This window comes from Mycobacterium sp. 050128 (assembly GCF_036409155.1).
In the GTDB taxonomy this organism is placed as follows: Bacteria; Actinomycetota; Actinomycetes; order Mycobacteriales; family Mycobacteriaceae; genus Mycobacterium.
This window is the reverse complement of sequence record NZ_JAZGLW010000001.1, coordinates 764,937-791,626: the sequence shown is the minus strand read 5'-3', so window position 1 is coordinate 791,626 and position 26,690 is coordinate 764,937. Positions and strand designations below refer to the sequence as shown.

29 protein-coding genes are annotated in these 26,690 nt (G+C 65.8%); 21 read left to right on the top strand and 8 right to left on the bottom strand.

The features are described from left to right. The first annotated feature begins 75 nt into the window (after nt 1-75). The 6 genes from exaC to SKC41_RS03830 are packed head-to-tail and all read left to right on the top strand — an operon-like array spanning nt 76 to nt 4,766. Nucleotides 76-1,599, top strand: a complete 1,524-nt coding sequence (exaC, locus tag SKC41_RS03855) for an acetaldehyde dehydrogenase ExaC (protein ID WP_330976399.1) — start codon at nt 76-78, stop codon at nt 1,597-1,599. After that, entirely contained in the window at nt 1,599-2,087 is a 489-nt protein-coding gene (locus SKC41_RS03850) for a DUF779 domain-containing protein (protein WP_330976398.1), read from the top strand. Before exaC ends, SKC41_RS03850 begins: the two co-directional genes overlap by 1 nt. Nucleotides 2,088-2,105: 18 nt before the next feature. Then, complete coding sequence (locus SKC41_RS03845; protein WP_330976397.1) at nt 2,106-2,381, top strand: putative holin; 276 nt, start codon at nt 2,106-2,108, stop codon at nt 2,379-2,381. Continuing rightward, a complete protein-coding gene (locus SKC41_RS03840) occupies nt 2,374-3,027 on the top strand; it encodes a hypothetical protein (protein ID WP_330976396.1) in 654 nt (217 codons plus the stop codon). The genes SKC41_RS03845 and SKC41_RS03840 overlap by 8 nt, the downstream gene beginning before the upstream one ends. A gap of 59 nt (nt 3,028-3,086) precedes the next feature. Further along, nucleotides 3,087-4,484 carry a dihydrolipoyl dehydrogenase gene (lpdA, locus tag SKC41_RS03835; protein ID WP_330976395.1) on the top strand — a complete coding sequence of 466 codons (1,398 nt, stop codon included), beginning with the start codon at nt 3,087-3,089 and terminating at the stop codon, nt 4,482-4,484. Nucleotides 4,485-4,490: 6 nt separating this feature from the next. Continuing rightward, a complete protein-coding gene (locus tag SKC41_RS03830; RefSeq protein WP_330976394.1) occupies nt 4,491-4,766 on the top strand; it encodes a hypothetical protein in 276 nt (91 codons plus the stop codon). A gap of 4 nt (nt 4,767-4,770) precedes the next feature. Here SKC41_RS03830 and SKC41_RS03825 read toward each other — a convergent pair whose 3' ends face one another. Together SKC41_RS03825 and ramB are read right to left on the bottom strand one after the other, a co-directional pair. Continuing rightward, on the bottom strand, nt 4,771-5,349 hold the full coding sequence (locus SKC41_RS03825; protein WP_330976393.1) for a carboxymuconolactone decarboxylase family protein: 579 nt from the start codon (nt 5,347-5,349) through the stop codon (nt 4,771-4,773). Then, the gene (ramB, locus tag SKC41_RS03820) at nt 5,346-6,770 is read right to left on the bottom strand and encodes an acetate metabolism transcriptional regulator RamB (RefSeq protein ID WP_330976392.1); all 1,425 of its coding nucleotides are present in this window, start codon (nt 6,768-6,770) and stop codon (nt 5,346-5,348) included. Before ramB ends, SKC41_RS03825 begins: the two co-directional genes overlap by 4 nt. Before the next feature lie 163 nt (nt 6,771-6,933). Here ramB and SKC41_RS03815 point away from each other — a divergent pair, with 163 nt between their 5' ends. The 4 genes from SKC41_RS03815 to SKC41_RS03800 all read left to right on the top strand — a co-directional run bounded on the left by SKC41_RS03815 (nt 6,934) and on the right by SKC41_RS03800 (nt 11,256). Next, nucleotides 6,934-7,728 (top strand): acyl-[acyl-carrier-protein] thioesterase, encoded by a 795-nt coding sequence (locus SKC41_RS03815; RefSeq protein ID WP_330976391.1) that lies wholly within the window; start codon nt 6,934-6,936, stop codon nt 7,726-7,728. A gap of 263 nt (nt 7,729-7,991) precedes the next feature. Continuing rightward, on the top strand, nt 7,992-9,278 hold the full coding sequence (gene aceA, locus SKC41_RS03810; RefSeq protein WP_330976390.1) for an isocitrate lyase: 1,287 nt from the start codon (nt 7,992-7,994) through the stop codon (nt 9,276-9,278). 145 nt (nt 9,279-9,423) lie between these two features. After that, nucleotides 9,424-10,287, top strand: a complete 864-nt coding sequence (locus SKC41_RS03805; RefSeq protein WP_330976389.1) for a 3-hydroxybutyryl-CoA dehydrogenase — start codon at nt 9,424-9,426, stop codon at nt 10,285-10,287. A 108-nt stretch (nt 10,288-10,395) separates the two neighbouring features. Continuing rightward, entirely contained in the window at nt 10,396-11,256 is an 861-nt protein-coding gene (locus SKC41_RS03800) for a cyclopropane mycolic acid synthase family methyltransferase (protein WP_330976388.1), read from the top strand. Between the two features lie 48 nt (nt 11,257-11,304). Here the strand turns inward: SKC41_RS03800 and pcaA are convergent, their stop codons facing one another. Both pcaA and SKC41_RS03790 read right to left on the bottom strand, forming a co-directional pair. Continuing rightward, nucleotides 11,305-12,168 carry a cyclopropane mycolic acid synthase PcaA gene (gene pcaA, locus SKC41_RS03795; protein ID WP_330976387.1) on the bottom strand — a complete coding sequence of 288 codons (864 nt, stop codon included), beginning with the start codon at nt 12,166-12,168 and terminating at the stop codon, nt 11,305-11,307. A gap of 180 nt (nt 12,169-12,348) precedes the next feature. Further along, entirely contained in the window at nt 12,349-13,050 is a 702-nt protein-coding gene (locus tag SKC41_RS03790; RefSeq protein WP_090599733.1) for a TetR/AcrR family transcriptional regulator, read from the bottom strand. Nucleotides 13,051-13,187: 137 nt separating this feature from the next. Here SKC41_RS03790 and SKC41_RS03785 point away from each other — a divergent pair, with 137 nt between their 5' ends. From SKC41_RS03785 to deoC, 6 genes are all read left to right on the top strand, one after another. Then, entirely contained in the window at nt 13,188-14,555 is a 1,368-nt protein-coding gene (locus tag SKC41_RS03785) for a DUF445 domain-containing protein (protein WP_330976386.1), read from the top strand. Nucleotides 14,556-14,635: 80 nt separating this feature from the next. Further along, a complete protein-coding gene (locus SKC41_RS03780; protein WP_330976385.1) occupies nt 14,636-15,043 on the top strand; it encodes a helix-turn-helix domain-containing protein in 408 nt (135 codons plus the stop codon). 313 nt (nt 15,044-15,356) lie between these two features. Beyond that, complete coding sequence (locus SKC41_RS03775) at nt 15,357-15,965, top strand: heparin-binding hemagglutinin (RefSeq protein ID WP_330976384.1); 609 nt, start codon at nt 15,357-15,359, stop codon at nt 15,963-15,965. Between the two features lie 72 nt (nt 15,966-16,037). Next, nucleotides 16,038-16,325 carry a DUF2516 family protein gene (locus tag SKC41_RS03770; RefSeq protein ID WP_207768449.1) on the top strand — a complete coding sequence of 96 codons (288 nt, stop codon included), beginning with the start codon at nt 16,038-16,040 and terminating at the stop codon, nt 16,323-16,325. Nucleotides 16,326-16,329: 4 nt separating this feature from the next. Further along, the gene (locus SKC41_RS03765; RefSeq protein ID WP_330976383.1) at nt 16,330-16,761 is read left to right on the top strand and encodes a DUF2599 domain-containing protein; all 432 of its coding nucleotides are present in this window, start codon (nt 16,330-16,332) and stop codon (nt 16,759-16,761) included. After that, nucleotides 16,761-17,429: a deoxyribose-phosphate aldolase gene (gene deoC, locus SKC41_RS03760; RefSeq protein WP_330976382.1), complete on the top strand. Its 669-nt coding sequence runs from the start codon at nt 16,761-16,763 to the stop codon at nt 17,427-17,429. The genes SKC41_RS03765 and deoC overlap by 1 nt, the downstream gene beginning before the upstream one ends. 165 nt (nt 17,430-17,594) lie before the next feature. Here deoC and SKC41_RS03755 read toward each other — a convergent pair whose 3' ends face one another. From SKC41_RS03755 to SKC41_RS03745, 3 genes are read right to left on the bottom strand one after another with little or no spacing between them, the layout of a single operon-like run. Continuing rightward, complete coding sequence (locus SKC41_RS03755) at nt 17,595-18,548, bottom strand: LmeA family phospholipid-binding protein (protein ID WP_330976381.1); 954 nt, start codon at nt 18,546-18,548, stop codon at nt 17,595-17,597. Continuing rightward, nucleotides 18,545-19,387, bottom strand: a complete 843-nt coding sequence (locus SKC41_RS03750) for a carbon-nitrogen hydrolase family protein (RefSeq protein WP_330976380.1) — start codon at nt 19,385-19,387, stop codon at nt 18,545-18,547. Before SKC41_RS03750 ends, SKC41_RS03755 begins: the two co-directional genes overlap by 4 nt. A 21-nt stretch (nt 19,388-19,408) precedes the next feature. Beyond that, a complete protein-coding gene (locus SKC41_RS03745; RefSeq protein ID WP_330976379.1) occupies nt 19,409-19,930 on the bottom strand; it encodes a DUF2505 domain-containing protein in 522 nt (173 codons plus the stop codon). A 26-nt stretch (nt 19,931-19,956) separates the two neighbouring features. On the opposite strand from SKC41_RS03745, the gene SKC41_RS03740 reads away from it, so the two are divergent. Together SKC41_RS03740 and SKC41_RS03735 are read left to right on the top strand one after the other, a co-directional pair. Next, a complete protein-coding gene (locus tag SKC41_RS03740) occupies nt 19,957-21,030 on the top strand; it encodes a UDP-N-acetylmuramate dehydrogenase (RefSeq protein ID WP_330976378.1) in 1,074 nt (357 codons plus the stop codon). A gap of 51 nt (nt 21,031-21,081) precedes the next feature. After that, nucleotides 21,082-22,464: a L,D-transpeptidase gene (locus SKC41_RS03735; RefSeq protein ID WP_330976377.1), complete on the top strand. Its 1,383-nt coding sequence runs from the start codon at nt 21,082-21,084 to the stop codon at nt 22,462-22,464. Here the strand turns inward: SKC41_RS03735 and SKC41_RS03730 are convergent. Next, nucleotides 22,448-23,197 (bottom strand): SDR family oxidoreductase, encoded by a 750-nt coding sequence (locus tag SKC41_RS03730; RefSeq protein WP_330976376.1) that lies wholly within the window; start codon nt 23,195-23,197, stop codon nt 22,448-22,450. The two genes, SKC41_RS03735 and SKC41_RS03730, sit on opposite strands and share 17 nt — an antisense overlap. 178 nt (nt 23,198-23,375) lie before the next feature. Here SKC41_RS03730 and SKC41_RS03725 point away from each other — a divergent pair, with 178 nt between their 5' ends. The 3 genes from SKC41_RS03725 (at nt 23,376) to SKC41_RS03715 (ending at nt 26,676) form a co-directional block, all read left to right on the top strand. Next, nucleotides 23,376-24,683 (top strand): ROK family transcriptional regulator, encoded by a 1,308-nt coding sequence (locus SKC41_RS03725; RefSeq protein ID WP_330976375.1) that lies wholly within the window; start codon nt 23,376-23,378, stop codon nt 24,681-24,683. A gap of 69 nt (nt 24,684-24,752) precedes the next feature. Then, the gene (gene mshA / locus SKC41_RS03720) at nt 24,753-26,066 is read left to right on the top strand and encodes a D-inositol-3-phosphate glycosyltransferase (RefSeq protein ID WP_330976374.1); all 1,314 of its coding nucleotides are present in this window, start codon (nt 24,753-24,755) and stop codon (nt 26,064-26,066) included. Between the two features lie 85 nt (nt 26,067-26,151). Beyond that, a complete protein-coding gene (locus SKC41_RS03715; protein ID WP_330976373.1) occupies nt 26,152-26,676 on the top strand; it encodes a YbjN domain-containing protein in 525 nt (174 codons plus the stop codon). The last annotated feature ends 14 nt before the right edge of the window (nt 26,677-26,690 follow it).

Genomic DNA, 26,690 nt, shown 5'->3' with positions numbered 1-26,690 from the left:
CTGTCATGGAAGCCATTGTGGTCCCAGCGGTAATGTGAGCTGTATTACAGGTGAAGCAGAATGGAAGTCGAGCTAATGACTGTCTTCGCACGCCCGGGTTCCAGCGGGGCCCTGATGTCCTATGAATCGCGGTACGACAACTTCATCGGGGGTGAGTGGGTCGCACCCGCCAAGGGCCGCTACTTCGAGAACCCGACGCCGGTGACCGGCCAAACGTTTTGCGAAGTGGCGCGGTCCGACGAGGCCGACGTCGACAAGGCGCTCGATGCCGCACATGCCGCCGCCCCGGCCTGGGGCAAGACCTCACCGGCCGAGCGGGCCGCGGTTCTGAACAAGATCGCGGATCGCATTGAAGCGAACAAGGATTCGTTGGCACTTGCCGAAGTCTGGGAGAACGGCAAGCCGATTCGCGAGACGCTGGCCGCCGACATCCCACTGGCCGCCGATCATTTCCGGTATTTCGCCGCCGCGATTCGCGCCCAGGAAGGCTCGCTGTCGCAGCTCGACGACGACACCGTCGCCTACCACTTCCACGAGCCGCTGGGGGTCGTCGGGCAGATCATCCCGTGGAACTTCCCGATCCTGATGGGCGCCTGGAAGCTGGCGCCGGCGCTGGCCGCCGGCAACACGGTGGTGCTCAAGCCCGCCGAGCAGACGCCGGCGTCGATCCTCTATCTGATGTCGTTGATCGCCGACGTGATTCCGCCGGGTGTGGTCAACATCGTCAGCGGATTCGGCGTCGAGGCCGGCAAACCGCTGGCGTCCAGTGACCGGATCGCCAAGATCTCGTTCACCGGGGAGACCACCACGGGCCGACTGATCATGCAGTACGCGTCGCAGAACCTGATCCCGGTCACGCTCGAGCTCGGCGGCAAGAGCCCCAACATCTTCTTCTCCGACGTGATGGCCGCCAACGACAACTTCCAGGACAAGGCTCTCGAGGGCTTCACGATGTTCGCCCTCAACCAGGGCGAGGTGTGCACCTGCCCGTCGCGCAGCCTGATCCAGTCCGACATTCACGACGAGTTCCTGGAGCTGGCCGCGATCCGGACCAAGGCGGTGCGGCAGGGCGACCCGCTGGACACCGAGACCATGATCGGTTCGCAGGCCTCCAACGATCAGCTGGAAAAGATCCTGTCCTACGTCGAGATCGGCAAGGGGGAGGGCGCCAAGGTCATCACCGGCGGTGAACGTGCCGAACTAGGCGGTGACCTGTCCGGCGGCTACTACATGCAGCCGACGATCTTCTCGGGCAACAACAAGATGCGCGTCTTCCAGGAGGAGATCTTCGGGCCGGTGGTGACGGTGACGTCGTTCACCGATTTCGACGACGCGATGAGCATCGCCAACGACACCCTCTACGGCCTGGGTGCCGGGGTGTGGAGCCGCGACGGCAACACGGCCTACCGCGCCGGCCGCGAGATCAAGGCCGGCCGGGTGTGGGTCAACTGCTACCACATGTACCCGCCGCACTCGGCGTTCGGCGGCTACAAGCAATCCGGCTTCGGCCGCGAGACCCACCAGATGGCGCTCGACCACTACCAGCAGACCAAGAACCTGTTGGTGTCCTACGCCGACAAGGCGCAGGGCTTCTTCTGATGCGCGCTCCGGCGACCCCAGCAGGTGTCGTCATCACCGATGCCGCCGCCGACCTGCTGGCTCGGTTGCAGGACCGTCACGGGCCGGTGATGTTTCACCAGTCCGGCGGCTGCTGTGACGGGTCGTCACCGATGTGCTACCCGCGCGGCGACTTCCTCGTCGGTGACCGCGACGTGCTGCTCGGCGTCCTCGACGTGGGAGCCGACGGCGTCGCGGTGTGGATCTCGGGTCCGCAGTACGCGGCCTGGAAACACACCCAGCTGGTCATCGACGTGGTGCCCGGCCGCGGCGGCGGATTCAGCCTGGAGGCACCCGAGGGGGTGCGGTTTCTCAGTCGCGGCCGGGTCTTCACCGACGAGGAGAAAGCCCAGCTAGACACCGTCCCGGTGATCACCGGCGCCGCGTATGAGCGGGGCGAGCGACCGTCGATTCGGGGCCCGGTGATTGACGAAGCCGTGCCGGAAACGTGCCCGCCTCGTAGTCCGTGACTCAGTACCCTCGATGAGGTGATACCGCTACCCCGGCCCTGGCTGCTGGCCAGCGCGATGCTGATCGGCACCGCGGTCGGCTTCCTGGCGGGGGTGGCGTCGACGGTGCTGGTCCACACTCCGATGCGGTCCGACGTCGTCATCGCACTGGTGGTCGGGCTGCCCAGCTTGATCGGGTTGCTGACGATCCTGTTCTCGGGGCGCCGGTGGGTCACGATGCTGGGCGCGTTCATTCTGGCCATCGCACCCGGCTGGTTCGGGGTACTCGCCGCCATCGAGGTGACCGGTGGCTGACAAAAAGGTCGACAAAAAAGTTGAGGACGACCGCGCGTCCAATCCGGGGACCGAGCCGTTCGTCCCGGATTTCGAGGACACCGGCACCCAGGGATTCGTCCCGGACTTCGAGGACACCGGTGAGCATTCGGTGCCGTTCGTGCCGAACTTCGACGACACCGGCGTGCAGCTGATCCCCGTCGCCGCGAAGGAGCCGGCCAAATCCGAAGCCAACGAAGCCAACGAAGCCAACGAAGCCGCGGCCGAGGCGCCCGCCGTTGCCTCCCAGGCGGATGCCGAGCCGGCCGGTCTACCGGTGCAGTCCGTCACCGTCCCCGGTCGCTACCAGTACCTGAAGTGGTGGAAATTGGCGCTGGTGATCCTCGGCGTGTGGGCCGCGACGGCCGAGGTCGGGCTGAGCCTGTTCTATTGGTGGTTCCACACAATCGATAAGACGCCGGCGGTCTTCATGGCGCTGGTCTACGTCGTCGCGTGCACCGTCGGCGGCGTGATGCTGGCGATGGTTCAGGGCCGGCCCATCATCTCGGCGCTGTCCATCGCGGTGATGTCCGGACCGTTTGCGTCCGTCGTCGCCGCGGCACCCCTGTACGGCTATTACCACTGCGCGCGGACGGCTCATTGTCTGGTCGGCGTCATCCCGTATTGACCCAACAGGGTAGGTCCGGTGTCGTGCGGTGAGAAGTCCTCGCACACTAGTGTGGGCTCGTGACTTCTCACTATGACGTCGTTGTCCTTGGAGCTGGTCCCGGCGGATATGTCGCAGCGATTCGCGCCGCGCAGCTCGGTCTGAACACCGCGGTCGTCGAACCGAAGTACTGGGGTGGAGTCTGCCTCAACGTCGGCTGCATCCCGTCCAAGGCGCTGCTGCGCAACGCCGAACTCGCGCACATCTTCACCAAGGAAGCCAAGACGTTTGGCATCGGCGGCGAGGCGACCTTCGACTACGGGGTCGCCTTCGATCGCAGCCGCAAAGTGGCCGAGGGCCGCGTCGCGGGCGTGCACTTCCTGATGAAGAAAAACAAGATCACCGAGATCCACGGCTACGGGCGCTTCACCGACTCTCACACGCTGTCCGTCGATCTCAATGACGGTGGCAGCGAGACGGTCACGTTCGACAACGTCATCATCGCCACCGGCAGCAGCACCCGGCTGGTTCCCGGCACGTCGCTGTCGGAGAACGTGGTCACCTACGAAGAACTGATCCTGTCCCGGGAGCTGCCGCAGTCGATCGTCATCGCCGGGGCCGGCGCCATCGGCATGGAGTTCGGCTATGTGCTCAAGAACTACGGCGTCGACGTGACCATCGTCGAGTTCCTGCCGCGCGCGCTGCCCAACGAGGACGCCGACGCGTCCAAGGAGATCGAAAAGCAGTTCAAGAAATTGGGTGTCAAGGTCCTCACCGGAACCAAGGTCGAGTCCATCACCGACGGTGGTTCCGAGGTCACGGTCACCATTAGCAAGGACGGTAAGTCCGAGGAGCTCAAGGCCGGAAAGGTGTTGCAGGCCATAGGTTTTGCGCCCAATGTCGACGGCTACGGATTGGACAAGGCCGGCGTCGCGCTGACCGACCGCAAGGCCATCGGGATCACCGACTACATGCGCACCAACGTCGACCACATCTACGCGATCGGCGACGTCACCGGCAAGCTCCAGTTGGCCCACGTCGCGGAAGCGCAAGGCGTGGTCGCAGCCGAAACCATTGCCGGTGCAGAGACTTTGGCGCTCGGCGACTACCGGATGCTGCCGCGGGCGACGTTCTGCCAGCCGAACGTCGCCAGCTTCGGGCTGACCGAGGAGCAGGCCCGCGAGGAAGGCTACGACGTGGTGGTGGCCAAGTTCCCGTTCACCGCCAACGCCAAGGCGCATGGTGTGGGCGACCCCAGCGGTTTCGTCAAGCTGATCGCCGACGCCAAATACGGTGAGCTGATTGGCGGTCACCTGGTCGGCCACGACGTATCCGAGCTGCTGCCCGAGCTCACCCTGGCGCAGAAGTGGGACCTGACCGCCACCGAGCTGGCCCGCAACGTGCACACCCACCCGACCATGTCCGAGGCGCTGCAGGAGTGCTTCCACGGCCTGACCGGCCACATGATCAACTTCTGAGCGCTGATGATTCGCGGCGAGACCATTCTCGGTGCCCTGGCGGGCGCGGCTACCGGTTATGTGCTGTGGCTGGTTGCCATTTCACTCGTCGGCGACAACGCGACGGCGGGCCACTGGGGTCCGCTGGTGTTGCTGGGGTCGGTGCTGCTGGGAGTTTTCGGCGCGATCTGGGGTTTCGTGTTACGCCGGCGCCGCAAATACCTGTGGGCGGCGTTCGCTTTCGACTTGCCGATACTGCCGGTACTTTTGACGCTGGCGGTGCTGGCCGACGTCTACGCCTGAGGCACTATCTCGGGTTGTCCAACTCGATGTTCAACGCGGATATCGTCGCGGCCAGCCCATCGTATTGCGTTGCGAGCAAGCAGAATTCGATGAGCCGGTACCGGTCGAGGTGCATCGCGAGTTGTCGCCAAGTGTCCTCGCTGATGGATCGGTTCTTGATCAGCTCATCCGTCGCGTTCAGCAGCGCCTGTTGCCGGGCGCTCAATATCACCCGGGGCCCGTCGCCGTCCGGAGCGTCAGGCCAAGCGAAAATCGTCGCCTGCATGTGAGCGTCCAAACCGAATCGGCGTCCCATCTTCCGATGGTGCTGTAACTCGTATTCGCTCGACCGCAAATGCGCGACGCGCAGGATCACCAATTCGGTATCCACCCGCGGCAACCGGCCACGCAGCAGCCGGCCACCGTACAGCGACCAGGCCCAGAACAGCCCTTGGCGCTGACCGAGCGTGGTGAACAGATGCATCTCCGGTGCCTGCAGTTTGCGGGCGGCGCCTTTGGCCAGCAGCCAATTGAGTGGGCCCAGCCGGCGTAACTTGGTGGACGACGGGATGCGGGCGACGTGGCCGGCCTGCGTGCCGCTCATGGCTGTTTCACCAAGTACGGCGAGACCGTGCTGCGGTGCTCGTCGAGATCGAGGGCGTGGCCCAAAGCCGGGAAGGCCCGCTGTGGACAGTTATCGCGTTCGCAGACACGGCAACCCGCGCCGATGGGCGTGGCTGAACGGCCCGGGTCTCCCGACAAGTCCAGTCCTTCCGAGTAGACGAGCCGGTGTGCGTGCCGCAGCTCGCAGCCCAGCCCGATCGCGAAGGTTTTACCTGGCTGACCATACCGGGCTGCGCGGCGCTCTACGGTGCGGGCCACCCACATGTAGTTGCGGCCGTCGGGCATCTGCGCGATCTGCACCAGGATCTTGCCCGGGTTGGCGAACGTCTCGTAGACGTTCCACAGCGGACAGGTGCCGCCGCTGGAGGAGAAGTGAAAACCGGTGGCGGACTGACGCTTCGACATATTGCCGGCGCGGTCCACCCGGACGAACGAGAACGGCACCCCCCGCATCGACGGCCGTTGCATCGTGGAGAGCCGGTGCGCGATGGTTTCGTAGCTTACCGAGTAGAACGCCGACAGGCGCTCGACGTCGTAGCGGAAATTCTCGGCGACGTCGTGGAATTGACGGTAGGGCAGCACCGCGGCGGCAGCGAAGTAATTGGCCAGCCCCAGCCGGGCCAGCGTGTGGGACTCGTCGCTGGTGAATTTGCCCTCGGCGACCATGCTGTCGATCAGGTCGCCGAACTCGAGGTAGGCCAACTCGGCGGCCATCTTGAAGACCTGCTGGCCCAGCGAGAGGTAATTGCTCATCTCCAGCGTCTTGGTCTTGGGCTCGTAGCGGTGCAGGACCGTGTCGCCCAGGTCGATGCGCCTGTTGATGTGGACGCCGTGCACCTCGGTGAGCCGACGGGTCAATTCGCGGGCCAGGTCGCCATGGTTCAGCCGGGTGTGCACAGTCAGGTCTTCGGCGGCGGTGTCCAGCGCGTGCAGGTAGTTCTGCCGTTGGTAGAAGTAGTCGCGCACCTCCTCGTGCGGCATCGTGATCGATCCGCTGCCGCTGCCGTCGGAGTAGCGCTCCTCGGTGGCCGCGGCCAGCTGCGCGGTGGTGAGCCGGTAGCGCCGGTGCAGGTTGACCACCGCGCGGGCCAGGGTCGGATGGGCGTTGACCATCGCGGCGACCTCGGGCGCGTCGACGTTGATGTCCAGATCGCGATCCATGGTCACCTCGCGCAGCTCGGCGACCAGGCGGGTGTCGTCCTGGGAGGCGAAGAAGGTCGCGTCGACGCCGAACACCTCGGTGATCCGCAGCAGCACGGCAACCGTCAGCGGGCGCACGTCGTGCTCGATCTGGTTGAGGTAGCTCGGCGAGATCTCGAGCAATTGGGCCAGCGCGGCCTGGGAGAACCCGCGCTCGTTGCGCAGCTGGCGAACGCGTGACCCGACGAACGTTTTGGACATTTATGCCAGCTTACCTGGGTTGCGAAGAATCGATTTGCAGACTTGGCAATCAAGAATGGACGTCGTCAGGTTTGGCGTTTGTCCGCCGTCGTTGGCATGATTCGCCACGGGGTCTCAGGCAAACCCCGGGATTCCGGACGTAAAGCAATTGGGGAGCGAAGTCGTGAGCCTGGACAAATCAATGATGCCGGTGCCCGACGGTCACCCAGACGTGTTCGACCGGGAGTGGCCGCTGCGGGTCGGCGACATCGACCGCACCGGAAGGCTGCGGCTGGACGCCGCCTGCCGGCATATTCAGGACATCGGCCAGGACCAGCTGCGCGAGATGGGCTTTGAGGAGACCCACCCGCTGTGGATCGTCCGGCGCACGATGCTCGACCTGGTGCGGCCGATCGAATTCCAGGACATGCTGCGCTGCCGGCGCTGGTGTTCGGGCACCTCCAACCGCTGGTGCGAGATGCGGGTTCGCGTGGACGGACGCAAGGGCGGCCTGATCGAATCCGAGGCCTTCTGGATCAACATCAACCGGGAAACCCAGATGCCGTCGCGCATCTCCGACGACTTCCTCGAGGGACTGCACAAGACGACGTCCGTCGACCGGCTGCGGTGGAAGGGCTACCTGAAGCCTGGCAGCCGCGACGACGCGGCCGAGATCCACGAGTTCCCGATCCGGGTCACCGACATCGACCTGTTCGACCACGTCAACAACTCGGTCTACTGGAGCGTCATCGAGGACTACCTGGCGTCGCACGTGGAGTTGATGCGGGAGCCGCTGCGCATCACGATCGAGCACGAGGCGCCGGTGGGGCTGGGTGACAAGCTGGAGATCATCTCGCACATTCATCCGGCCGGATCGACCGAACAGTTCGGTGCCGGACTCGCCGATCGCCCTGTTAGAACGCTCACATATGCGGTCGGAGACGAGACGAAAGCGGTCGCTTCGCTCTTCAATCTCTAACCGGACAAGCGTTCTGGTAAATTGTTGGCTGACCTGCGGATACTGGTTACTGACGGGTAGCTTCTGAAACGGTTCAGTTGCTGTACATCTTCGCAAACTTTGCAAAATCGACGCGGAGCCGTGGCCTAAATTGGCAATGGAAATGGGTGGACCAGCATCAACACCCTGTGCCATGGTCGTGTCAGCACACGAGCGAAGTTGAGCCTCAATCATCGCAAGACGCGCGATGCGGCTCAGAATTCAGAATCAAAGGAGTAAGCCCAATGTCTGTCGTTGGCACCCCGAAGAGCGCCGAGCAGATCCAGCACGACTGGGACACCAACCCCCGTTGGAAGGACACCAGCCGCACCTACACCGCTTCCGATGTCGTGGCCCTGCAGGGCAGCGTCGTCGAGGAGCACACCCTGGCCCGCCGCGGCGCCGAGGTGCTGTGGGAGCAGCTGCACGACCTGGAGTACATCAACGCTCTGGGCGCCCTGACCGGCAACATGGCCGTGCAGCAGGTGCGCGCCGGCCTAAAGGCCATCTACCTGTCCGGTTGGCAGGTTGCCGGGGACGCGAACCTGTCCGGCCACACCTACCCCGACCAGAGCCTGTACCCGGCCAACTCCGTGCCGCAGGTCATCCGTCGCATCAACAACGCGCTGCTGCGCGCCGACGAGATCGCCAAGGTCGAAGGTGACCGGTCGGTGGAGAACTGGCTGGCGCCGATCGTCGCCGACGGCGAGGCCGGTTTCGGTGGCGCGCTCAACGTGTACGAGCTCCAGAAGGCGATGATCGCCGCAGGCGTCGCGGGGTCGCACTGGGAAGATCAGCTCGCTTCGGAGAAGAAGTGCGGCCACCTCGGTGGCAAGGTGCTGATCCCGACTCAGCAGCACATCCGCACCCTGACCTCGGCGCGTCTGGCCGCCGACGTCGCCGGTGTGCCGACGGTCGTGATTGCCCGTACCGACGCCGAGGCGGCCACCCTGATCACCTCGGACGTCGACGAGCGCGACCAGCCGTTCATCACCGGTGAGCGGACCAAGGAAGGCTTCTACCGCGTCCGCAACGGCCTCGAGCCGTGCATCGCGCGGGCCAAGGCCTACGCGCCGTACTCGGACCTGATCTGGATGGAGACCGGGACCCCGGACCTCGAGCTCGCGGCCAAGTTCGCCGAGGGCGTCAAGTCCGAATTCCCCGACCAGATGCTGGCCTACAACTGCTCGCCGTCGTTCAACTGGCGCAAGCACCTGGACGACTCCACCATCGCGAAGTTCCAAAAGGAGCTTGGCGCAATGGGATTCAAGTTCCAGTTCATCACGCTGGCCGGCTTCCACGCGCTGAACTACTCGATGTTCGATCTGGCCTACGGCTACGCCCGCAACCAGATGAGCGCCTACGTCGAGCTGCAGGAGCGCGAGTTCGCCGCCGAGGAGCGCGGCTACACCGCAACCAAGCACCAGCGCGAGGTCGGTGCCGGTTACTTCGACCGCATCGCCACCACGGTGGACCCGACCTCGTCGACCACCGCGCTGACCGGCTCGACTGAAGAGGGACAGTTCCACTGATCGGACGTTGACCAGCCGCAGCATCGCACGTCTAAAGCCCATTCGGGGCGATGCTGTGGCTGTCTGCCGATGAAGTAGCGTAGGCCCCGCCCGGCGATCCCGGGCGGGGCCTATCGCGTTTAAAACATACGACTGGAGAAACGCAGTGAGCGACAAAGGAATTCAGCGGGTTGGGGTTGTCGGGGCCGGCCAGATGGGGTCTGGAATCGCCGAGGTCTCGGTCCGCGCCGGCGTCGCGGTCACGGTGTACGAGACCACCGAGGCGCTGATCACCGCTGGCCGAAACCGCATCGTGAAATCGCTGGAGCGTGGCGTCAGCGCCGGCAAGGTGACCGAGCGCGAACGTGACCGCGCCCTGAGCCAGCTCACCTTCACCACCGACCTGACGGACCTCGCCGACCGCCAGCTGGTCATCGAGGCGATCATCGAGGACGACGCCGTCAAGGCCGAGGTTTTCGCGAAACTCGACGAAGTGATCACCGATCCCGACGCGGTGCTGGCGTCGAACACCTCGAGCATTCCGATCATGAAGATCGCGGCCGCCACCAAGAACCCGCAGCGGGTGCTCGGCTTGCACTTCTTCAACCCGGTGCCGGTGCTGCCGCTCGTCGAACTGGTCAGCACGCTGGTCACCGACGAAGCCGCCGCCGCGCGCACCGAGGAGTTCGCCGGCTCGGTGCTGGGCAAGCAGGTGGTGCGCTGTTCCGATCGGTCCGGCTTCGTGGTGAACGCCTTGTTGGTGCCCTACCTGCTGTCGGCCGTCCGGATGGTCGAGGCGGGATTCGCCACTGTCGAGGATGTGGACAAGGCGGTCGTCGCCGGCCTCTCGCACCCGATGGGTCCGCTGCGGCTATCGGATCTTGTTGGCTTGGACACACTCAAACTGATCGCCGACAAGATGTTCGAGGAATTCAAAGAGCCGCACTACGGGCCCCCGCCACTGCTGCTCCGCATGGTGGAGGCGGGTATGTTGGGCAAGAAATCGGGTCAGGGTTTCTACACCTACTGAGCCGAAAGGCGAAGTTTTCCCCGCACGTCGCATTGCCGTCGTCAGAGCCATAAGCCCGCGTCAGGTATCATTTCCGCGGTCACCAACGCGAGAGGTATCTATTTTCCCATGACGCAACTCAGGCCGTATTACGAAGAGTCGCAATCCATCTACGACGTGTCGGATGAGTTTTTCGCATTGTTCCTAGACCCGACGATGGGCTACACCTGCGCTTACTTCGAGCGTGACGACATGACGCTGGAAGAAGCACAGAACGCGAAGTTCGATCTGGCGCTGGGCAAGCTGAACCTCGAGCCCGGGATGACGTTGCTCGACGTCGGCTGCGGCTGGGGCGGAGCGTTGCAGCGCGCCGTCGAGAAGTTCGACGTCAACGTCATCGGAATCACGCTCAGCCGCAACCAGTTCGAGTACAGCAAGAAGCGGATGGCCAAGATCCCCACCGACCGCACCGTCGAGATACGGTTGCAGGGCTGGGAAGAATTCGAGGACCGCGTCGACCGGATCGTCACCATCGGCGCGTTCGAAGCCTTCAAGTCGGAGCGTTATCCCGCGTTCTTCGAGCGTGCCTACAACGTTCTGCCCGACGACGGCCGGATGTTGCTTCACACAATTCTGGCTTACACGCAGAAGCAGATGCATGAAAACGGCGTCAAATTGACGATGAACGACATCCGATTCGCCAAGTTTATTGGCGACGTGATTTTCCCGGGCGGACAGCTGCCGGCGGTGGAGGACCTGTTGAAGCTCGCGCCCGACGCCGGATTCTCGGTCGAAAAGGTGCAATTGCTGCAGCCGCATTATGCCCGGACGCTGAACATGTGGGCCGCCAACCTCGAGGCCAACAAGGACAAGGCGATCGAGATCCAGTCCGAAGAGATCTACGACCGGTACATGCACTACTTGACGGGTTGTGAGAACTTCTTCCGCAAGGGCATCTGCAACGTGGGGCAATTCACCTGCGTGAAGTAGACCCCGGCAGAAGCGGCGGGCCGGACCGATGTCCGGCCCGCTTTTCGTTTACTTCTCCAGCGTGAACTGGTCGACGTCGGTGTAGCCCTCACGAAACAGGTCGGCGCAGCCGGTCAGGTACTTCATGTAGCGGTCGTAGACCTTTTGCGACTGGATCTCGATCGCCGTATCCCTGTTGGCTTCCAGCGCGGCCGCCCACATGTCCAGCGTGCGCGCGTAGTGCAGCTGCAAGGACTGGGTTCGGGTGAGATTAAAGCCGGCATCGGCAGCGTGCTCTTCCACCAACGCCGGGGTGGGCAGCCAGCCGCCGGGGAAAATCTCGGCCAGGATGAATTGGGTGAAGTGAACGACCTCGCGGGTCAGCGGCACGCCGTTGGCCCGGGCTTCCTTGAACGAGGGGCGCACGATGGTGTGCAGCATCATCACGCCGTCGTCCGGCAGCACTGAGTAGGCCATCTCGAAAAAGCGGGCCCAGCGGGCGCGTCCGAAGTGCTCGAAAGCGCCGATCGACACGATCCGGTCGACCGGCTCGTCGAATTTCTCCCAGCCCTCCAGCAGCACTCGGCGGGTACGCGTCGTGTCGAGCTGGTCGAACGACTTCTGAACGTGCTCGGCCTGGTTCTCCGACAACGTCAGGCCCACGACGTTGACGTCGTATTTTTCGATGGCGCGCCGCAGCGTGGCGCCCCAACCGCAGCCGATGTCCAGCAATGTCATCCCCGGCTCGAGGCCCAGCTTGGACAGTGACAGGTCGATCTTGGCGAGCTGGGCCTCTTCGAGGGTCATGTCGTCACGCTCGAAGTAGGCGCAGCTGTAGGTCTGGGACGGGTCCAGAAAGAGCCGGAAGAAGTCGTCAGACAGGTCGTAGTGCGCCTGCACGTTCCCGAAATGCGGCGTGAGCTGCGCGGCCATAACGAAAGAAGCCTTTCTGTCTCCCGGAGGGCGGCGACGAACTGGGGAATGCCCATCGGCCTCCGGTGCATGCCCTGTGCATGCTATCGGTTTGACCGGCGCTAGTTCATGCGAGCGGCCGTCACATAGGGTCACACGAGACAGGTGCAATTCACAAACGAGCCGCAAGCCAGAGGGGGTTTAAGGCTCCCGCGGCGGCACTATCGGCGAAGGATGCGGCTCCTCGCGGAACTTCTCCAGTGATCCGCCGACTTCGACAATTCCGCACAGCGCGTTCCAGCTGAGCATGGTCAAGTAGTCGATGAGTTCGTCTCTTGTCATCCGCGGATTCGACATCCACGAGTGTGTGGCCAACTGCACACCGCCGACGATCAAATAGGACCACGGCTCCGCGCCGCCGGTGTCGATCCCGGCCTGCAGCATGCGCCGGCGCATCAAGACCGCGATCATGCGGGCGATGATCCGCTCGGAGTCGGCGATCACTTTGCTCTTGCTGGCCGAGCTGTTGGCCATCACGAACCGGTAGGGCTCGGGTTCGTTCGCCACGGTGTCGACGTAGACGCGGATGACCTCACGGGTCAGGTCCAGGCCATCGAGATTGGATGTCAGCGCGGCGGCCATGTTCGGAATCAGGGTTGTCTGCGCGAAGCGCATCATCACTGCCGTCGTGAGGTCGTTCTTGTCGACGAAGTAGCGATACAGAACAGTCTTGGAAACCCCGATCTCGGCAGCGATCTCGTCCATGCTGAGGTAGCGGCCGTGTCGGCGGATTGCGTCGATCGTGCCATCGACCAGCTCGTTGCGGCGGTCCACCTTGTGCTGATGCCAGCGCCGCTTGCGACCGTCGGTCTTCACTATTACAGCCGGGATTTGCTCTGTCACTGTCGACGATTCCCATTCACTAGACGCTGTCGATACTACGGCGTGGGGGTCTGTTTGGCGGACACGGACGCCGTGTGTGAGGGGCTTTACCGGCGGTGTCGTAACACGAACTCGCCCAAGCGATACATGATGGTGGGGTGTCACATAGAGCCGAGGGATCGGGTTCGGCCGCATCGCGGCCGGAGCCGACCACGCCCACGGCCGCCGCGGGCCGGACTCCTACGTCGCTCGCGGAGTCGTTCGCTGGAGCCGATCCCGAGGCGGACGCGCAGCGGCGGGTGGCGCTTCGCCGGATGAAATTGGTGGCACTGAGCTTCTTGGTCGGTGCCACAGTGGTGTTCCTGGCGTGCCGCTGGGCGCAGGCGCACGGCAGCGTGGGCGCTTGGGTCGGCTACGTCGGCGCGGCCGCCGAGGCCGGCATGGTGGGTGCCCTCGCGGACTGGTTTGCGGTGACCGCGTTGTTCAAGCACCCGTTGGGCATCCCGATCCCCCACACCGCGATCATCAAGCGGAAGAAGGACCAGCTCGGCGAGGGCTTGGGCACCTTTGTGCGGGAAAACTTCCTGTCGCCCGAGGTGGTGGAGACCAAGCTGCTCGACGCCCAGGTGCCGGGGCGGCTCGGCAAGTGGCTCTCGGAGCGGGCGCATGCCGAGCGGGTGGCCAGCGAGGCGGCGACAGTGCTGCGGGTCCTCGTCGAGTTGCTGCGCGACGAGGACGTCCAGCAGGTGATCGACCGGATGATCGTGCGGCGAATCGCCGAACCGCAGTGGGGGCCGCCGGTCGGCCGGGTGCTGGCGACGCTGCTCGCCGAGAACCGGCAGGAAGCCCTGATTCAGTTGCTCGCGGACCGGGCCTTCCAGTGGTCGCTGAACGCGGGCGAGATCATCCAGCGAGTGGTGGAGCGTGATTCGCCGACCTGGTCGCCGCGGTTCATCGACCATCTCGTCGGCGATCGCATCCACCGTGAGCTGATGGACTTCACCGACAAGGTGCGCCGCAACCCAGACCACGAGTTGCGCCGCTCGGCGACCCGCTTCCTGTTCGAATTCGCCGACGATCTACAACACGACCCGGACACCATCGCGCGCGCCGACGCGATCAAAGACCAGCTGATGGCACGCGACGAGATCGCCAACGCGGCCGCGACGGCGTGGAAGACGCTGAAGCGGTTGGTGCTCGAGGGCGTCGACGATCCCTCCAGCGCGTTACGCACCCGCATCGCGGACAGCGTCGTTCGCATCGGGGAGTCGCTGCGCGACGACGTCGAGCTGCGCGACAAGGTGGACGGCTGGATCGTGCGGGCGGCTCAGCATCTGGTCTCGCAGTACGGGGTCGAGATCACCGCGATCATCACCGACACGATCGAGCGCTGGGATGCCGAAGAGGCGAGCCGGCGGATCGAACTGCACGTGGGCCGTGACCTGCAGTTCATTCGGATCAACGGCACCGTGGTCGGATCACTGGCCGGGCTGGTGATCTACACCGTCGCGCAGCTGTTCTTCTAGGGGTGCTAACTACTGCTTGCAAATGCAAGCACATGGTCGTACGCTCTGTCGTACCAGCCATCGCACCCTAGGAGCACGCAATGCCACCGGAGGAGACGCTCTCCGCCAAGGTGTCGACAGCGGCTTCCGACATCGGCGGCTTCATCCGCAGCCAGCGTGAACTCGCCCAGGTGTCGGTGCGACAACTTGCCGAGCTGGCTGGTGTCAGCAATCCCTATCTGAGCCAGGTTGAGCGCGGACTGCGCAAACCTTCTGCCGACGTTCTGAGCCAGATCGCGAAAGCACTGCGGGTTTCCGCCGAGGTCCTCTACGTGCGGGCCGGGATCCTCGAGCCGAGCGATAAGAGCCAAGTGCGTGACGCGATCATCACCGACACGGCGATCACCGAGCGTCAGAAGCAGATTCTGCTCGAGATCTATACCTCATTTGCCCTGCAAAACGAATCGATCCATGAGGAGTGTTCGCCCGAATCCGACAACCACGAGTGAGGTAGCCCGGCCGGGCCGACTCAGCTGCGAAACGCCTGAGCACGAGTTGGTGACGTATATCCCAACGGCCGCCGGGTTACCCAGAAGGGAAGGATGCACCGATTCCCACTGATTCCCAGGCGCGACGCTGCGCCCACACCCACTCGATCGTCAACCCGACCCGACCAACCAGGAGGTTTCCCGGCAAGCCGCGTGCCATGTCAATCCGCGGGTCTTGATTACTCCTCGCACGAGGAGCCGACGCTTGCCTCGACTTCCATACCGAACACTTCAGCAACCCTGAGAACGACAACCGACCATGAAAGGAAACACCATGGCTGACAACTCGAACATCGAAGAATTACGGGCACCGTTGCTGGCGGCCCTGGGCGCAGCAGACCTGGCCCTGGCCACCGTGAACGAGCTCATCGGCAACCTGCGTGACCGCGCCGAGGACACCCGCACCGACACCCGCAGCCGGGTCGAGGAGAGCCGTGCTCGCATCGCCAAGCTGCAGGAAGACCTGCCCGACCAGTTCACCGAGCTGCGTGAGCGCTTCACCCCCGAGGAACTGCGTAAGGCTGCCGAGGGCTACCTGGACGCCGCGACCAACCGCTACAACGAGCTGGTTGACCGGGGTGAGGCCGCGCTGCAGCGGCTGCGCAGCCAGCGGCCGTTCGAGGAGACCACGGCGCGCGCCGAGGGCTACGTTGACCAGGCCGTCGAGCTGACCCAGGAAGCACTGGGCACGGTGGCGACGCAGACCCGCGCGGTCGGCGAGCGTGCCGCCAAGCTGGTCGGCATCGAGCTCCCCAAGAAGGCCGAGTCGGCCGGCAAGGCAGTGGCCAAGAAGGCTCCGGCCAAGAAGGCTCCCGCCAAGAAGGCCGCGGCCAAGAAGGCTCCGGCCAAGAAGGCCCCGGCCAAGAAGGTCACCCAGAAGTAGATCGGATTCCGAGTTGCCCTTCGGGGCAACTCGGATTCGACGTTTACGACGCTGCCCGCATACCCTTGAGTCGTGAATCATGCTGTGGGCACCGTCATGTTGGTCTTGCAGATCGGCGTCCTGGTGATGTCGGTCTACGCATTCATTCATGCGGCGATGCAGCGACCCGACGCGTACACCGCTGCGGACAAGCTGACCAAGCCGGTGTGGCTGGTGATCCTGGGCCTGGCCGTTGCGTTGACATCCATCCTCAGCTTCGTTTTCGGCGTGCTCGGCATGGCGATCTCGGCCTGCGCGGCGGGTGTGTATCTGGTCGACGTGCGGCCCAAACTTCTGGAAATCCAAGGCAAGTCGCGCTGACGCGATGAGGGCCGTGCTGGCCGCGGTCGTCGCGCTGCTGGGCTGGGTGCCCGCTGTGCCCGTTGTGGGCACCGCGTCGGCCGATCCCGGCACCGGTGAGGTCAATCCCGCCCCGCCGTTTGTCGACCACACCGCGTGGGCGCAGTGGGGACGGCTGGCCAGCTTGCGGGTCTTCCCGACGCCGTCGGGGCGGCTGGCCTCCCGGCAGCCCAACACCGCGGGTGCGGCCGACGAGGCGTGGGCCGAGGTGTTGGCGATGGCACCGAACGCCGATACCCCCGGCATGCGTGCGCAATTCATCTGCCATTGGCAATTCGCCGAAATGGCGCAACCCGGCAAGACGAGCTGGAACCTCGAACCATGGCGGCCCGTCGTCGACGACGCCGAGATGGTCGCGTCCGGCTGCAATCCGGGCGGCCCGGAGGAACCGTTCTGATGACACTTCGTCGAGAACAGCTCGCGGCACTCGTCGACCACACCCTGCTCAAACCCGAGGCCACCGACGCCGACGTGGTCGCGCTGCTGGCCGAGGCCGCAGACCTGGCCGTCTACGCGGTCTGCGTCTCCCCGTCGATGGTTCCCGTCGCCGCCGCGGCCGGTGGGGTCCGGGTCGCGACGGTGGCCGGCTTTCCGTCCGGCAAGCACGTCAGCGCGATCAAGGCCGAGGAGGCCGCCCAGGCGGTGGCAGCCGGGGCGAGCGAAGTTGACATGGTCATCGACGTTGGCGCCGCACTGGCCGGCCAGCTGGCCGCGGTGCGCTCCGACATCGCGGCGGTGCGCGCCGCAGTGCCCGATGCCGTCCTCAAGGTGATCGTGGAATCGGCTGTGCTGCTGGGTGATTCGGACGGACGCACGCTGACCGACGTGTGCCGGGCAGCCGAAGAGGCCGGCGCGGACTTCGTCAAAACCTCGACCGGGTTTCATCCCGCCGGTGGGGCGTCGGTGCGGGCCGTCGCGCTGATGGCCGAGGCCGTCGGCGGTCGCCTCGGGGTCAAGGCCAGCGGCGGTATTCGCACCGCCGCCGACGCGATCGCGATGGTGGACGCCGGGGCGACCAGGCTCGGCTTATCCGGGACGCGGGCAGTACTCGACGGACTCGGCTAAATCCCGGCGCCCAGCCGCGGCCTTCGAGTGTGCGTCCAGGGCGGTAAAGCCGCACAAATCCCACCCTGTGCGCTCACTTAACGCCCTGGGCGCTCACTTAACGCCCTGTGCGCTCACTTAATGCCCTGGGCGCGCAGCGAAAGCCCTGGGTGCGCGGCGGAAGCCCTAAATGTTGGCGAAGCAGGAATCGTTGTTTTCGCCGGCCGGAATCGTGGCGTTCTGGGTCGAGAAGTGGCTCGTCACGCCCGTCGGCGTCACTTGCACGCTGTCGGCGTGAATACCCAGCGGGTAGTCGGCGGTCAGTTTCGCGGTGTACGCATCGAGCGTGGACTGGACGCTTTCGCGGGGCAGCGTGAAGCCCAACGCGTTGAAGCTCTGAATCTGCAGCTGAATCCCCTTGCCGGACACCACGGGCTTGGTCGTGATGTTGTCCAGCATTCCCTTCAGTTCGATGGTGCCGTCGGCGGGATGGGTGGTCACGCTGTTCGTGACAAACGGGCCCAGCACCGGGATCGCGTTCTGCACCGAATCCTTGATGCCGTCACTGGTCCAAGTGATGGTCGCGTCGAGTGATCCGATGGTGCCCTTGGACGACGACGTCCGGTCCAGCTTGACGTCTTTGATGACGATGTCGATCTTCATACCCTTGGCATCGCGGATCTGGTTGCCGGCCGTCGACACCGAGATGTTGGTGAAGTGCTGCGTCGCGAGTTGCCACAGCAGCAACGGCGCGACTCCGAACGATGCCGTGGCCTGATCCTGGACCTCGCAGGCCACCGCCTCGGCGACCTTGGTGTCGGCCACGTGGCGGGCGTAGAGCTCGCCGCCGATCAGCCCCGCGACCACCAGCGACACCACGATGACACAGATCAGAACTATGGACAGCGGGTCGCGAAATCTCTTCTTCGTCGGCGGCTCGGGCTGTTCGCTAGGCCGGGTAACCCGTTCGGTGGGACTGAGCGGCGGCAGGGGTGGCGGTGCATAGCTGGCCTGCTGGGTGTCCGCTCCCGCCGGGTAGTGCTGCTCGGTCGGAGCGGTGGTCGGGCCGAACGGACCGTGATCCTCGCTGGGAGCCCACGATGACGGGCCCTCGTGCGGTGGTCCTGGTGGGTTCGTCACCCAACCGATTCTGCCCTATCGCAACGAGCAAAGTCGGACTGGTTGCGCAGCACGGCGATGCTGTCGCGGGCCTTCGCGACCAGGGTGGCGTCGATGTCGGCCAGCACCAGTTGTGGGTCGGGGCCGGCCGACGCGACCACCTCGCCCAGCGGCGAAGCGACCAGACTGCCGCCGACGCCGGTCGGCGCGCCCGCGGAAGACCCCGAGCCCGCCAGTGTGTCAGCGGGATCGGCTTGACCGGCTGCGGCGACGTAGCTCATCGAATCCAGTGCGCGGGCGCGGGCCAACAAGGTCCACTGTTCGAGCTTTCCGGGACCCGAACCCCAGGACGCGCACACCGCGATGAGCTGGGCGCCCCGCCGGGCCAGCTCGGTGTAGAGCTCGGGAAAGCGGATGTCGTAGCAAACGGTCAACCCCACCCCGACACCGTCGACGGTGATCACCACCGGTTCCCGGCCCGCGGCGACGGTGCGCGACTCGGTAAAGCCGAACGCGTCGTAGAGATGGATCTTGTCGTAGTGGGCGTCCGGCTGATTCGGTGTGCCCGGCCCGGCCGTGATCAGTGTGTTCGTCACGCGGCCGTCGCCGGCCGGGGTGAACATGCCGGCGATCACCGTGACGGCGGAGTCGGCCGCGATCTGCCGGACCCCGTCGGCCCACGGCCCGTCGACGGGTTCGGCGATCGGTGCCAGTGGGACGCCGAACCGGCACATGGTCGCTTCGGGAAACACCACCAGCGTCGCGCCGGCGTCGGCGGCCCGGGCGGTGTAGTCGCGCACCTGCCGCAGATTGGCCGCCGGATCGCTGCCACTGAGCATTTGCGCCAACGCGATTCGCATGGCCGCCAGCTTAGAAGCGAATCACGCGTTGTTGGTGATCCACGCGGTGGTGAAGCGCTGCTCTCTGCTCACCAGATCGGCCAGATGCGTGCCGATGATGTTCTCCACCTTGCCGCCGATCAGGGGAATCCGGACGTGGATGCTGACCCGGAACGTCAGGCGGGCGCCGCCGCGGTCAATGGGCGACAGCTCGGCGGTGCCCAGAACATTCACCGGGGTATCCACGATCGAGCCCTTGATGGACGCGGTGGCGATGCCATCGGTGACCGGTCCCCATGTCTCTTCGCGTCTGAAGAACAGATCGCCCCGGTGCAGCTGGGTGACCATCGCGGGCAGGTTGTGGCTGTGCACTTCCTGCAGCGTCACCACTTCAATGGTGCCGTCGTCGCCGGCTTCCCCACCCACGCGGATCGACTCCAGCCGCGCCTCGTCGACCGGAATGTCGGCCAGCCTGGCCCGCCAGTAGTCGGGCTCAGCGAACGCCCGGTGCAGTTCTTCGACGCTGCCCTGATAATCGGCGGACAAGTCGAATGAGCGGGGCATAGCAGGTCAGGCTACCGTTACGGGCCGTGACCGGATCGCTGTTCGCTGGTGCGCGCGTCGCCGAGGCGGTGCCGCTGGCGCCGTTGACCACGTTGCGCGTCGGACCCGTCGCGCAACGCCTGATCACCTGCACCAGCAGCGAACAGGTTGTCGCCGTGCTGGCCGAGTTGGACGGCGCAAGTGACGGTCCGGTGCTGGTGTTCGCCGGCGGCTCCAACCTGGTGATAGCCGACGACCTGACCGACCTGACCGCTGTGCACGTGGCCACCCGCGGGATCACCGTCGACGGCCGGCTGCTGCGCGCCGAGGCCGGGGCGGTGTGGGACGACGTGGTGGTCGCGGCGATCGAGCACGGGCTGGGCGGGCTCGAGTGCCTGTCCGGCATACCGGGATCGGCGGGAGCCACCCCGGTACAAAACGTCGGCGCCTACGGCGCGGAGGTGTCCGACACCATCACCCGGGTCCGGGTGCTGGATCGCGGCAGCGGCGCGGTGCGCTGGGTACCCGGCGACGAGCTGGCCTTCGGCTATCGCACCAGCATGTTCAAGCGGGCCGGTCCGCACGTTCCCGGGGTCGTGCTGGAAGTGGAGTTCGCACTGGACGATTCGGGCCGCAGCGCGCCCTTGCGCTACGGCGAGCTCACCGCGGCACTGAACGCGGCCAGCGGTGAGCGTGCGGATCCGCGCGCGGTTCGCGAAGCGGTGCTGGCCCTGCGTGCCCGCAAGGGGATGGTGCTCGACGCGGCCAACCACGACACCTGGAGCGTGGGTTCGTTCTTCACCAACCCGGTCGTCGCGCCGGAGGTCTACGAGTCGCTGGCCGGCCGCACCGAGGAGCCGGTGCCCAACTATCCCGCGCCCGGCGGCGTCAAGCTGGCCGCCGGCTGGCTGGTGGAGCACGCGGGCTTCGGCAAGGGCTATCCCGACACCCCGGGCGCGCCCTGCCGGTTGTCCACCAAGCACGCGCTTGCTCTGACCAATCGAGGCAACGCCGCCACGGCGGACGTGATGACCCTGGCGCGGACCATCCGGGACGGGGTCCGCGACGTGTTTGGCATCACACTGGAACCCGAACCGGTGCTGCTCGGCTGCCGCCTGTAGCTGTGGATTTGATGTGGCTGTAGGCTTTCGCGACTCGTCGTGGCGTAAGCGGTGTCGGTACTGCCGGTATCTTTTATTGTCGTGAGCACATCCCCCGAACAACCGCCGATTAATCGGCGGTTGGCGTTGGCAGCCCTTGGGCTGGGTGTGTTCGCGCCGAGCGTGCTGGCCGCCTGCGGCAGCCCCTCGGCTAAGCAAGCGCAGAAGAACAAAGAGCAGTCGGCGCCGAGTCTGAAATACCAGCCCGCCTTGGACAACCACGGGACCGCCGCCGACGTGGTTCCCATCGCCCCGGTCAGCGTCGCGGTCAGCGACGGCTGGTTCCAGAAGGTGGCGTTGACGAATTCGTCCGGCAAGGTCGTCGCCGGAGCGTTCAACGCCGACCGCACCGTCTACACGACCACCGAGCCGTTGGGCTACGACAGCAGCTACAGCTGGAGCGGTTCGGTCGTGGGCCACGACGGCAAGACCGTTGCCGTCACCGGCAAAATCACCACCGTCGCGCCCACCAAGAAGGTTGACGGCGGCTTCCAGTTGGCCGACGGCCAGACCGTCGGCGTCGCCGCGCCGATCATCATCCAGTTCGACGCGCCGATCAGCGACAAGGCTGCAGTCGAGCGGGCGCTGACCATCACCACCAACCCGCCCGTCGAAGGCAGCTGGGCCTGGCTGCCCGACGAGCAGCAGGGCTCCCGCATCCATTACCGCCCGCGCGAGTACTACCCGGCGGGCACCACCGTCAACGTCGATGCCAAGTTCTACGGGCTGCCGTTCGGCGACGGCGCCTACGGCTTGCAGGACATGTCGTTGAAGATCCAGATCGGCCGCAAGCAGGTCGTCAAGGCCGAGGTGTCGTCGCACCGCATCCAGGTCGTCACCGACGCCGGCGTGATCATGGACTTCCCGTGCAGCTACGGCGAGGCTGACAAGGCGCGCAACGTCACCCGCAACGGCATCCACGTGGTGACCGAGAAGTACGCGGACTTCTACATGTCCAACCCCGCGGCGGGATACAGCCATGTGCACGAACGCTGGGCGGTGCGAATCTCCAACAACGGCGAGTTCATCCACGCCAACCCGATGAGCGCCGGTGCACAAGGCAACACGAACGTCACCAATGGCTGCATCAACCTGTCGAACGAGGACGCCGCGGAGTATTACCCGACCGCGATGTACGGCGACCCGGTCGAGGTGACCGGCAGCTCGATCCAGCTGTCCTACTCCGACGGCGACATCTGGGACTGGGCCGTGGATTGGGACACCTGGGTGGCCATGTCGGCCCTCCCGCCGCCCAACGCGCACCCGCCGGCCAGTCAGATCCCCGTCACCGCGCCGGTCACGCCGTCGACCGCGCCGAGTCTGTCGGGCACGCCCACCACGACCACGACCACGACGACTACGTCCAGTTCGGGGTCGCCTAGCCCCGGCGGTTGAACCGCATCGTATTGGCCTGATCACGTGGCTTGAGCACGATCAGGTCCAGGTCGACGTGGGAGGGGCGTGACGCCACGAACCCGATCACCTCGGCCACGTCGGTCGCCGTCAGCGGTGTGATGCCGGCATAGACCGACTCCGCGCGTTCCTGATCGCCGTCGAATCGGACCAGTGAGAACTCGGTTTCCACGGCGCCCGGGGCGATTTCGGTGAGCCGCACCGGCTTGCCCAGCAATTCGCCGCGCAGCGTGCGGTGCAGCGCGCCCTGGGCGTGCTTGGCCGCGGTGTAGCCGGCGCCTCCGTCGTACACCTCGAGCGCGGCCACCGAGGTGACGGTGACGATCAGGCCGTCGCCGGAGTCGACCAGCTTGGGCAGCAGCGCGCGGGTGACCCGCAGCGTGCCAAGGACGTTGGTCTCCCACATCCAGCGCCAGTGCTCGAGGTCGGTGTCGGCGACGGGTGCCAATCCGCGAGCGCCGCCGGCGTTATTGACCAGTACATCGACCCGGCCCAATTTGCTGGCGAGTGCCTCTACGGCTGCGTCGTCTGTGACGTCAGCCACAATTGGTGTGCCGTCTATCTCGTTGGCGATGGCATTTATCCGGTCCGCGCGTCGCGCCACTGCGACGACGTGAAACCCAAGGGCGGCAAGGGTTTTGGCTGTTGCTTCGCCGATTCCGGAACTGGCACCGGTAACTACCGCAACCCGTTGATGCGCGTTATTTGAACTCACTGAGCCAACTCTAATAAACGTGCTAAATTCCTGAGGTGCACCACAGCGCCCTGTTCAACAACACTGCCGCGTGTCTTTGCGCGGCATGTGCGTGTTGTTGCCGCGCACTTTGCCGCGCCTGAACCCAAAAACAGGTTGTGGCCAAGACCGGCCATCAGAACTCGGACAAAGGACGCTCGTGCGCTCGACTTCTCTCACTCATACTCATCATTCGCCCAGCCGTAAGGGTCACCTGCGGCTGCACCGCCAGATTCTGCCGCCGTCGCTGCACATCTCCGACTCCGCTGCGGCCTCGGTGTTCCGGGCGGTCCGGCTGCGCGGCCCGGTCGGCCGCGACGTCATCGCCGGGGTCACCTCGCTGAGCATCGCGACGGTGAACCGGCAGGTCATCGCCCTGCTCGACGCGGGCCTGCTGCGGGAACGCGCAGACCTGGCCGTCTCCGGAGCCATCGGACGCCCACGGGTTCCGGTGGAGATCAATCACGAACCGTTCGTGGCGCTGGGCATCCACATCGGTGCGCGGACCACCAGCATCGTGGCGACCGACCTGTTCGGCCGCACGCTGGACACGGTGGAAACGCCGACGCCGCTGAGCCCGCCGGCCGCCGCGCTGACCGCGCTGGCCGAAAGCGCCACCCGCTACCTGAGGCGCTGGCATCGCCGGCGGCCGCTGTGGGTGGGGGTCGCCATCGGTGGCACTGTCGACGGCGCCACCGGCCATGTGGACCATCCGCGGCTGGGCTGGCGGCAAGCGCCGGTCGGGCCGGTGCTGGCCGACGCGCTGAGCCTGCCGGTTTCGGTGGCTTCGCACGTCGACGCGATGGCCGGCGCCGAGCTGCTGCTCGGCATGCGGCGGTTCGCGCCGAGTTCGCCGACCAGCCTGTACGTCTACGCCCGCGAGACCGTGGGATACGCGCTGGTGATCGGCGGACGGGTGCACTGCCCGTCCAGCGGTCCGGGCACCATCGCGGGCCTGCCCGCGCACTCCGAGCTGCTCGGCGGCACCGGACAGCTCGAGTCCACGGTCAGCGACGAGGCCGTGCTTGCCGCGGCTCGCCGGTTGCGCATCCTGCGCCCGGCGCCGGCTGGCCGCGCCAACGGCCCCGCCACGGGCATCACCGATCTGGTGCGCCTGGCCCGGGCCGGCAACCAGCCGGCCAAGGATCTGCTCGCGGAGCGCGCCCGAGTCCTGGGTGAGGCGGTTGCGCTGCTGCGTGACTTGCTCAACCCCGACGAACTCGTGGTCGGTGGCCAGGCATTCACCGAGTATCCCGAGGCGATGGAGCAGGTGGAGGCGGCATTCGCCGAGCGTTCGGTGCTGACGCCGCGGGATATCCGCGTCACCGCCTTCGGCAACCGCGTGCAAGAGGCCGGAGCGGGCATCGTGTCGCTGGGCGGGCTTTACGCCGACCCGCTGGGTGCGATGCGCCGTGCCGGGGTGATCGGCTCCCGGATCCCGGAGGTCGTCGACGAGTCTTCCGCCTAACGCGAACGGCTTGGGCTGGCTGCCGGACCGTGCTGTAAAGATGAAAGAGTGCGGCACGACGAGGTCCTCATGCGCAACGATCCGCGCCGGGTCGCGCTATTGGCAGTGCACACCTCACCCCTCGCTCAACCGGGTACCGGTGATGCCGGCGGGATGAACGTGTACGTGCTGCAAAGTGCGTTGCATCTGGCGCGGCGGGGCATCGAGGTGGAGATCTTCACCCGGGCCACCGCGTCGGCCGATCCGCCGGTCGTCGAGGTTGAGCCCGGAGTGCTGGTGCGCAACGTCGTTGCCGGGCCGTTCGAGGGCCTGGACAAGTACGACTTGCCTACCCAGCTGTGTGCGTTCGCGGCCGGGGTGCTGCGTGCCGAAGCCTCGCATGAGCCCGGTTACTACGACATCGTGCACTCGCACTACTGGCTGTCCGGACAGGTCGGGTGGCTGGCCCGCGACCGTTGGGCGGTGCCGCTGGTGCACACCGCGCACACGCTTGCCGCGGTGAAGAACGCCGCACTGGCCGCCGGCGACGCGCCCGAGCCCCCGCTGCGCACGGTGGGGGAGCAGCAGGTCGTCGACGAGGCGGACCGGCTGATCGTCAACACCGAAGACGAAGCGCGGCAATTGGTTTCGATCCATCACGCGGACCCCGAGCGGATCGACGTGGTCCATCCCGGCGTCGATCTGGAGGTGTTCCACCCGGGCGAACGCCGGGCGGCGCGCGTCGCGCTGGGCCTTGCGCTAGACGAACAGATCGTCGCGTTCGTCGGGCGAATCCAGCCGCTGAAGGCACCCGACATCGTGCTGCGGGCAGCGGCGAAACTGCCGGGCGTGCGCATCGTGGTGGCCGGCGGGCCGTCGGGCAGTGGTCTGGCTACCCCGGACGGACTGGTTCGCCTGGCCGACGAACTCGGGATCGGCGAGCGGGTGACGTTTCTGCCGCCGCAGTCCCGGCCGAACCTGGCGACCCTGTTCCAGGCCGCGAATCTTGTTGCAGTGCCCAGTTATTCGGAGTCCTTCGGCTTGGTCGCCGTCGAGGCGCAGGCGTGCGGCACGCCGGTGGTGGCGGCAGCGGTCGGCGGGCTGCCGGTTGCGGTGCGTGACGGCGTGAGCGGCGCGCTGGTGCCCGGGCATGACGTCGACGACTGGGCCCACGCGCTCGACGAGCTGCTGCGCCTGGACGGCACGGCCCAGGGCGCGGCGATGAGCCGGGCCGCGGCCACGCACGCGGCGACGTTCTCGTGGGAGAACACCACCGACGCGCTGCTGGCCAGCTATCGCCGGGCCATCGGTGATTTCAGCGCCGCGCGGCAGCGCCGGGTTCGCGACCGGGTGGCGGCGCGTAAGCCGCGTCGTTGGACGCCGCGCCGCGGGGTGGGCGCATGAGCCGCGCCGGCGAGGGGGACGTGGGGGGGTGGGCGCATGAGCCGCGCCGGCGAGGGGGACGTAGCGATGAGGAGGAGTGGCGCGCATGAGCACTGCGGTGCAGCAGGTGATTGAGCATGCGCTCGACGCCAGTGAGCTGACGTACTCGAAACACGAAGGCGCACATGGCGGGCCGGCGGGTCTGGTGGTCGAGTTGCCCGGCGAGCGCCGGCTCAAGACCAACACCATCCTGAGTATCGGTGAACACTCGGTGCGCGTCGAGGCGTTCGTGTGCCGCAAGCCCGACGAGAACCACGAGGGCGTCTACCGGTTCCTGCTCAAGCGCAACCGTCGGCTCTACGGGGTGTCCTACACATTGGACAACGTCGGCGACATCTACCTGGTCGGCCGGATGTCGCTGGCATCGGTGGACGCCGACGAAATCGACCGGGTACTCGGCCAGGTGCTCGAAGCGGTGGATTCGGACTTTAATACGTTGCTGGAGTTGGGGTTTCGCACGTCGATTCAGAAGGAATGGGATTGGCGGGTATCACGCGGCGAATCGTTGAAGAATCTGCAGGCGTTCGCGCATCTGATCGACGAGGAAGACGATGACGACCGCTCTGACTAGTTAGGCGAGCGCCA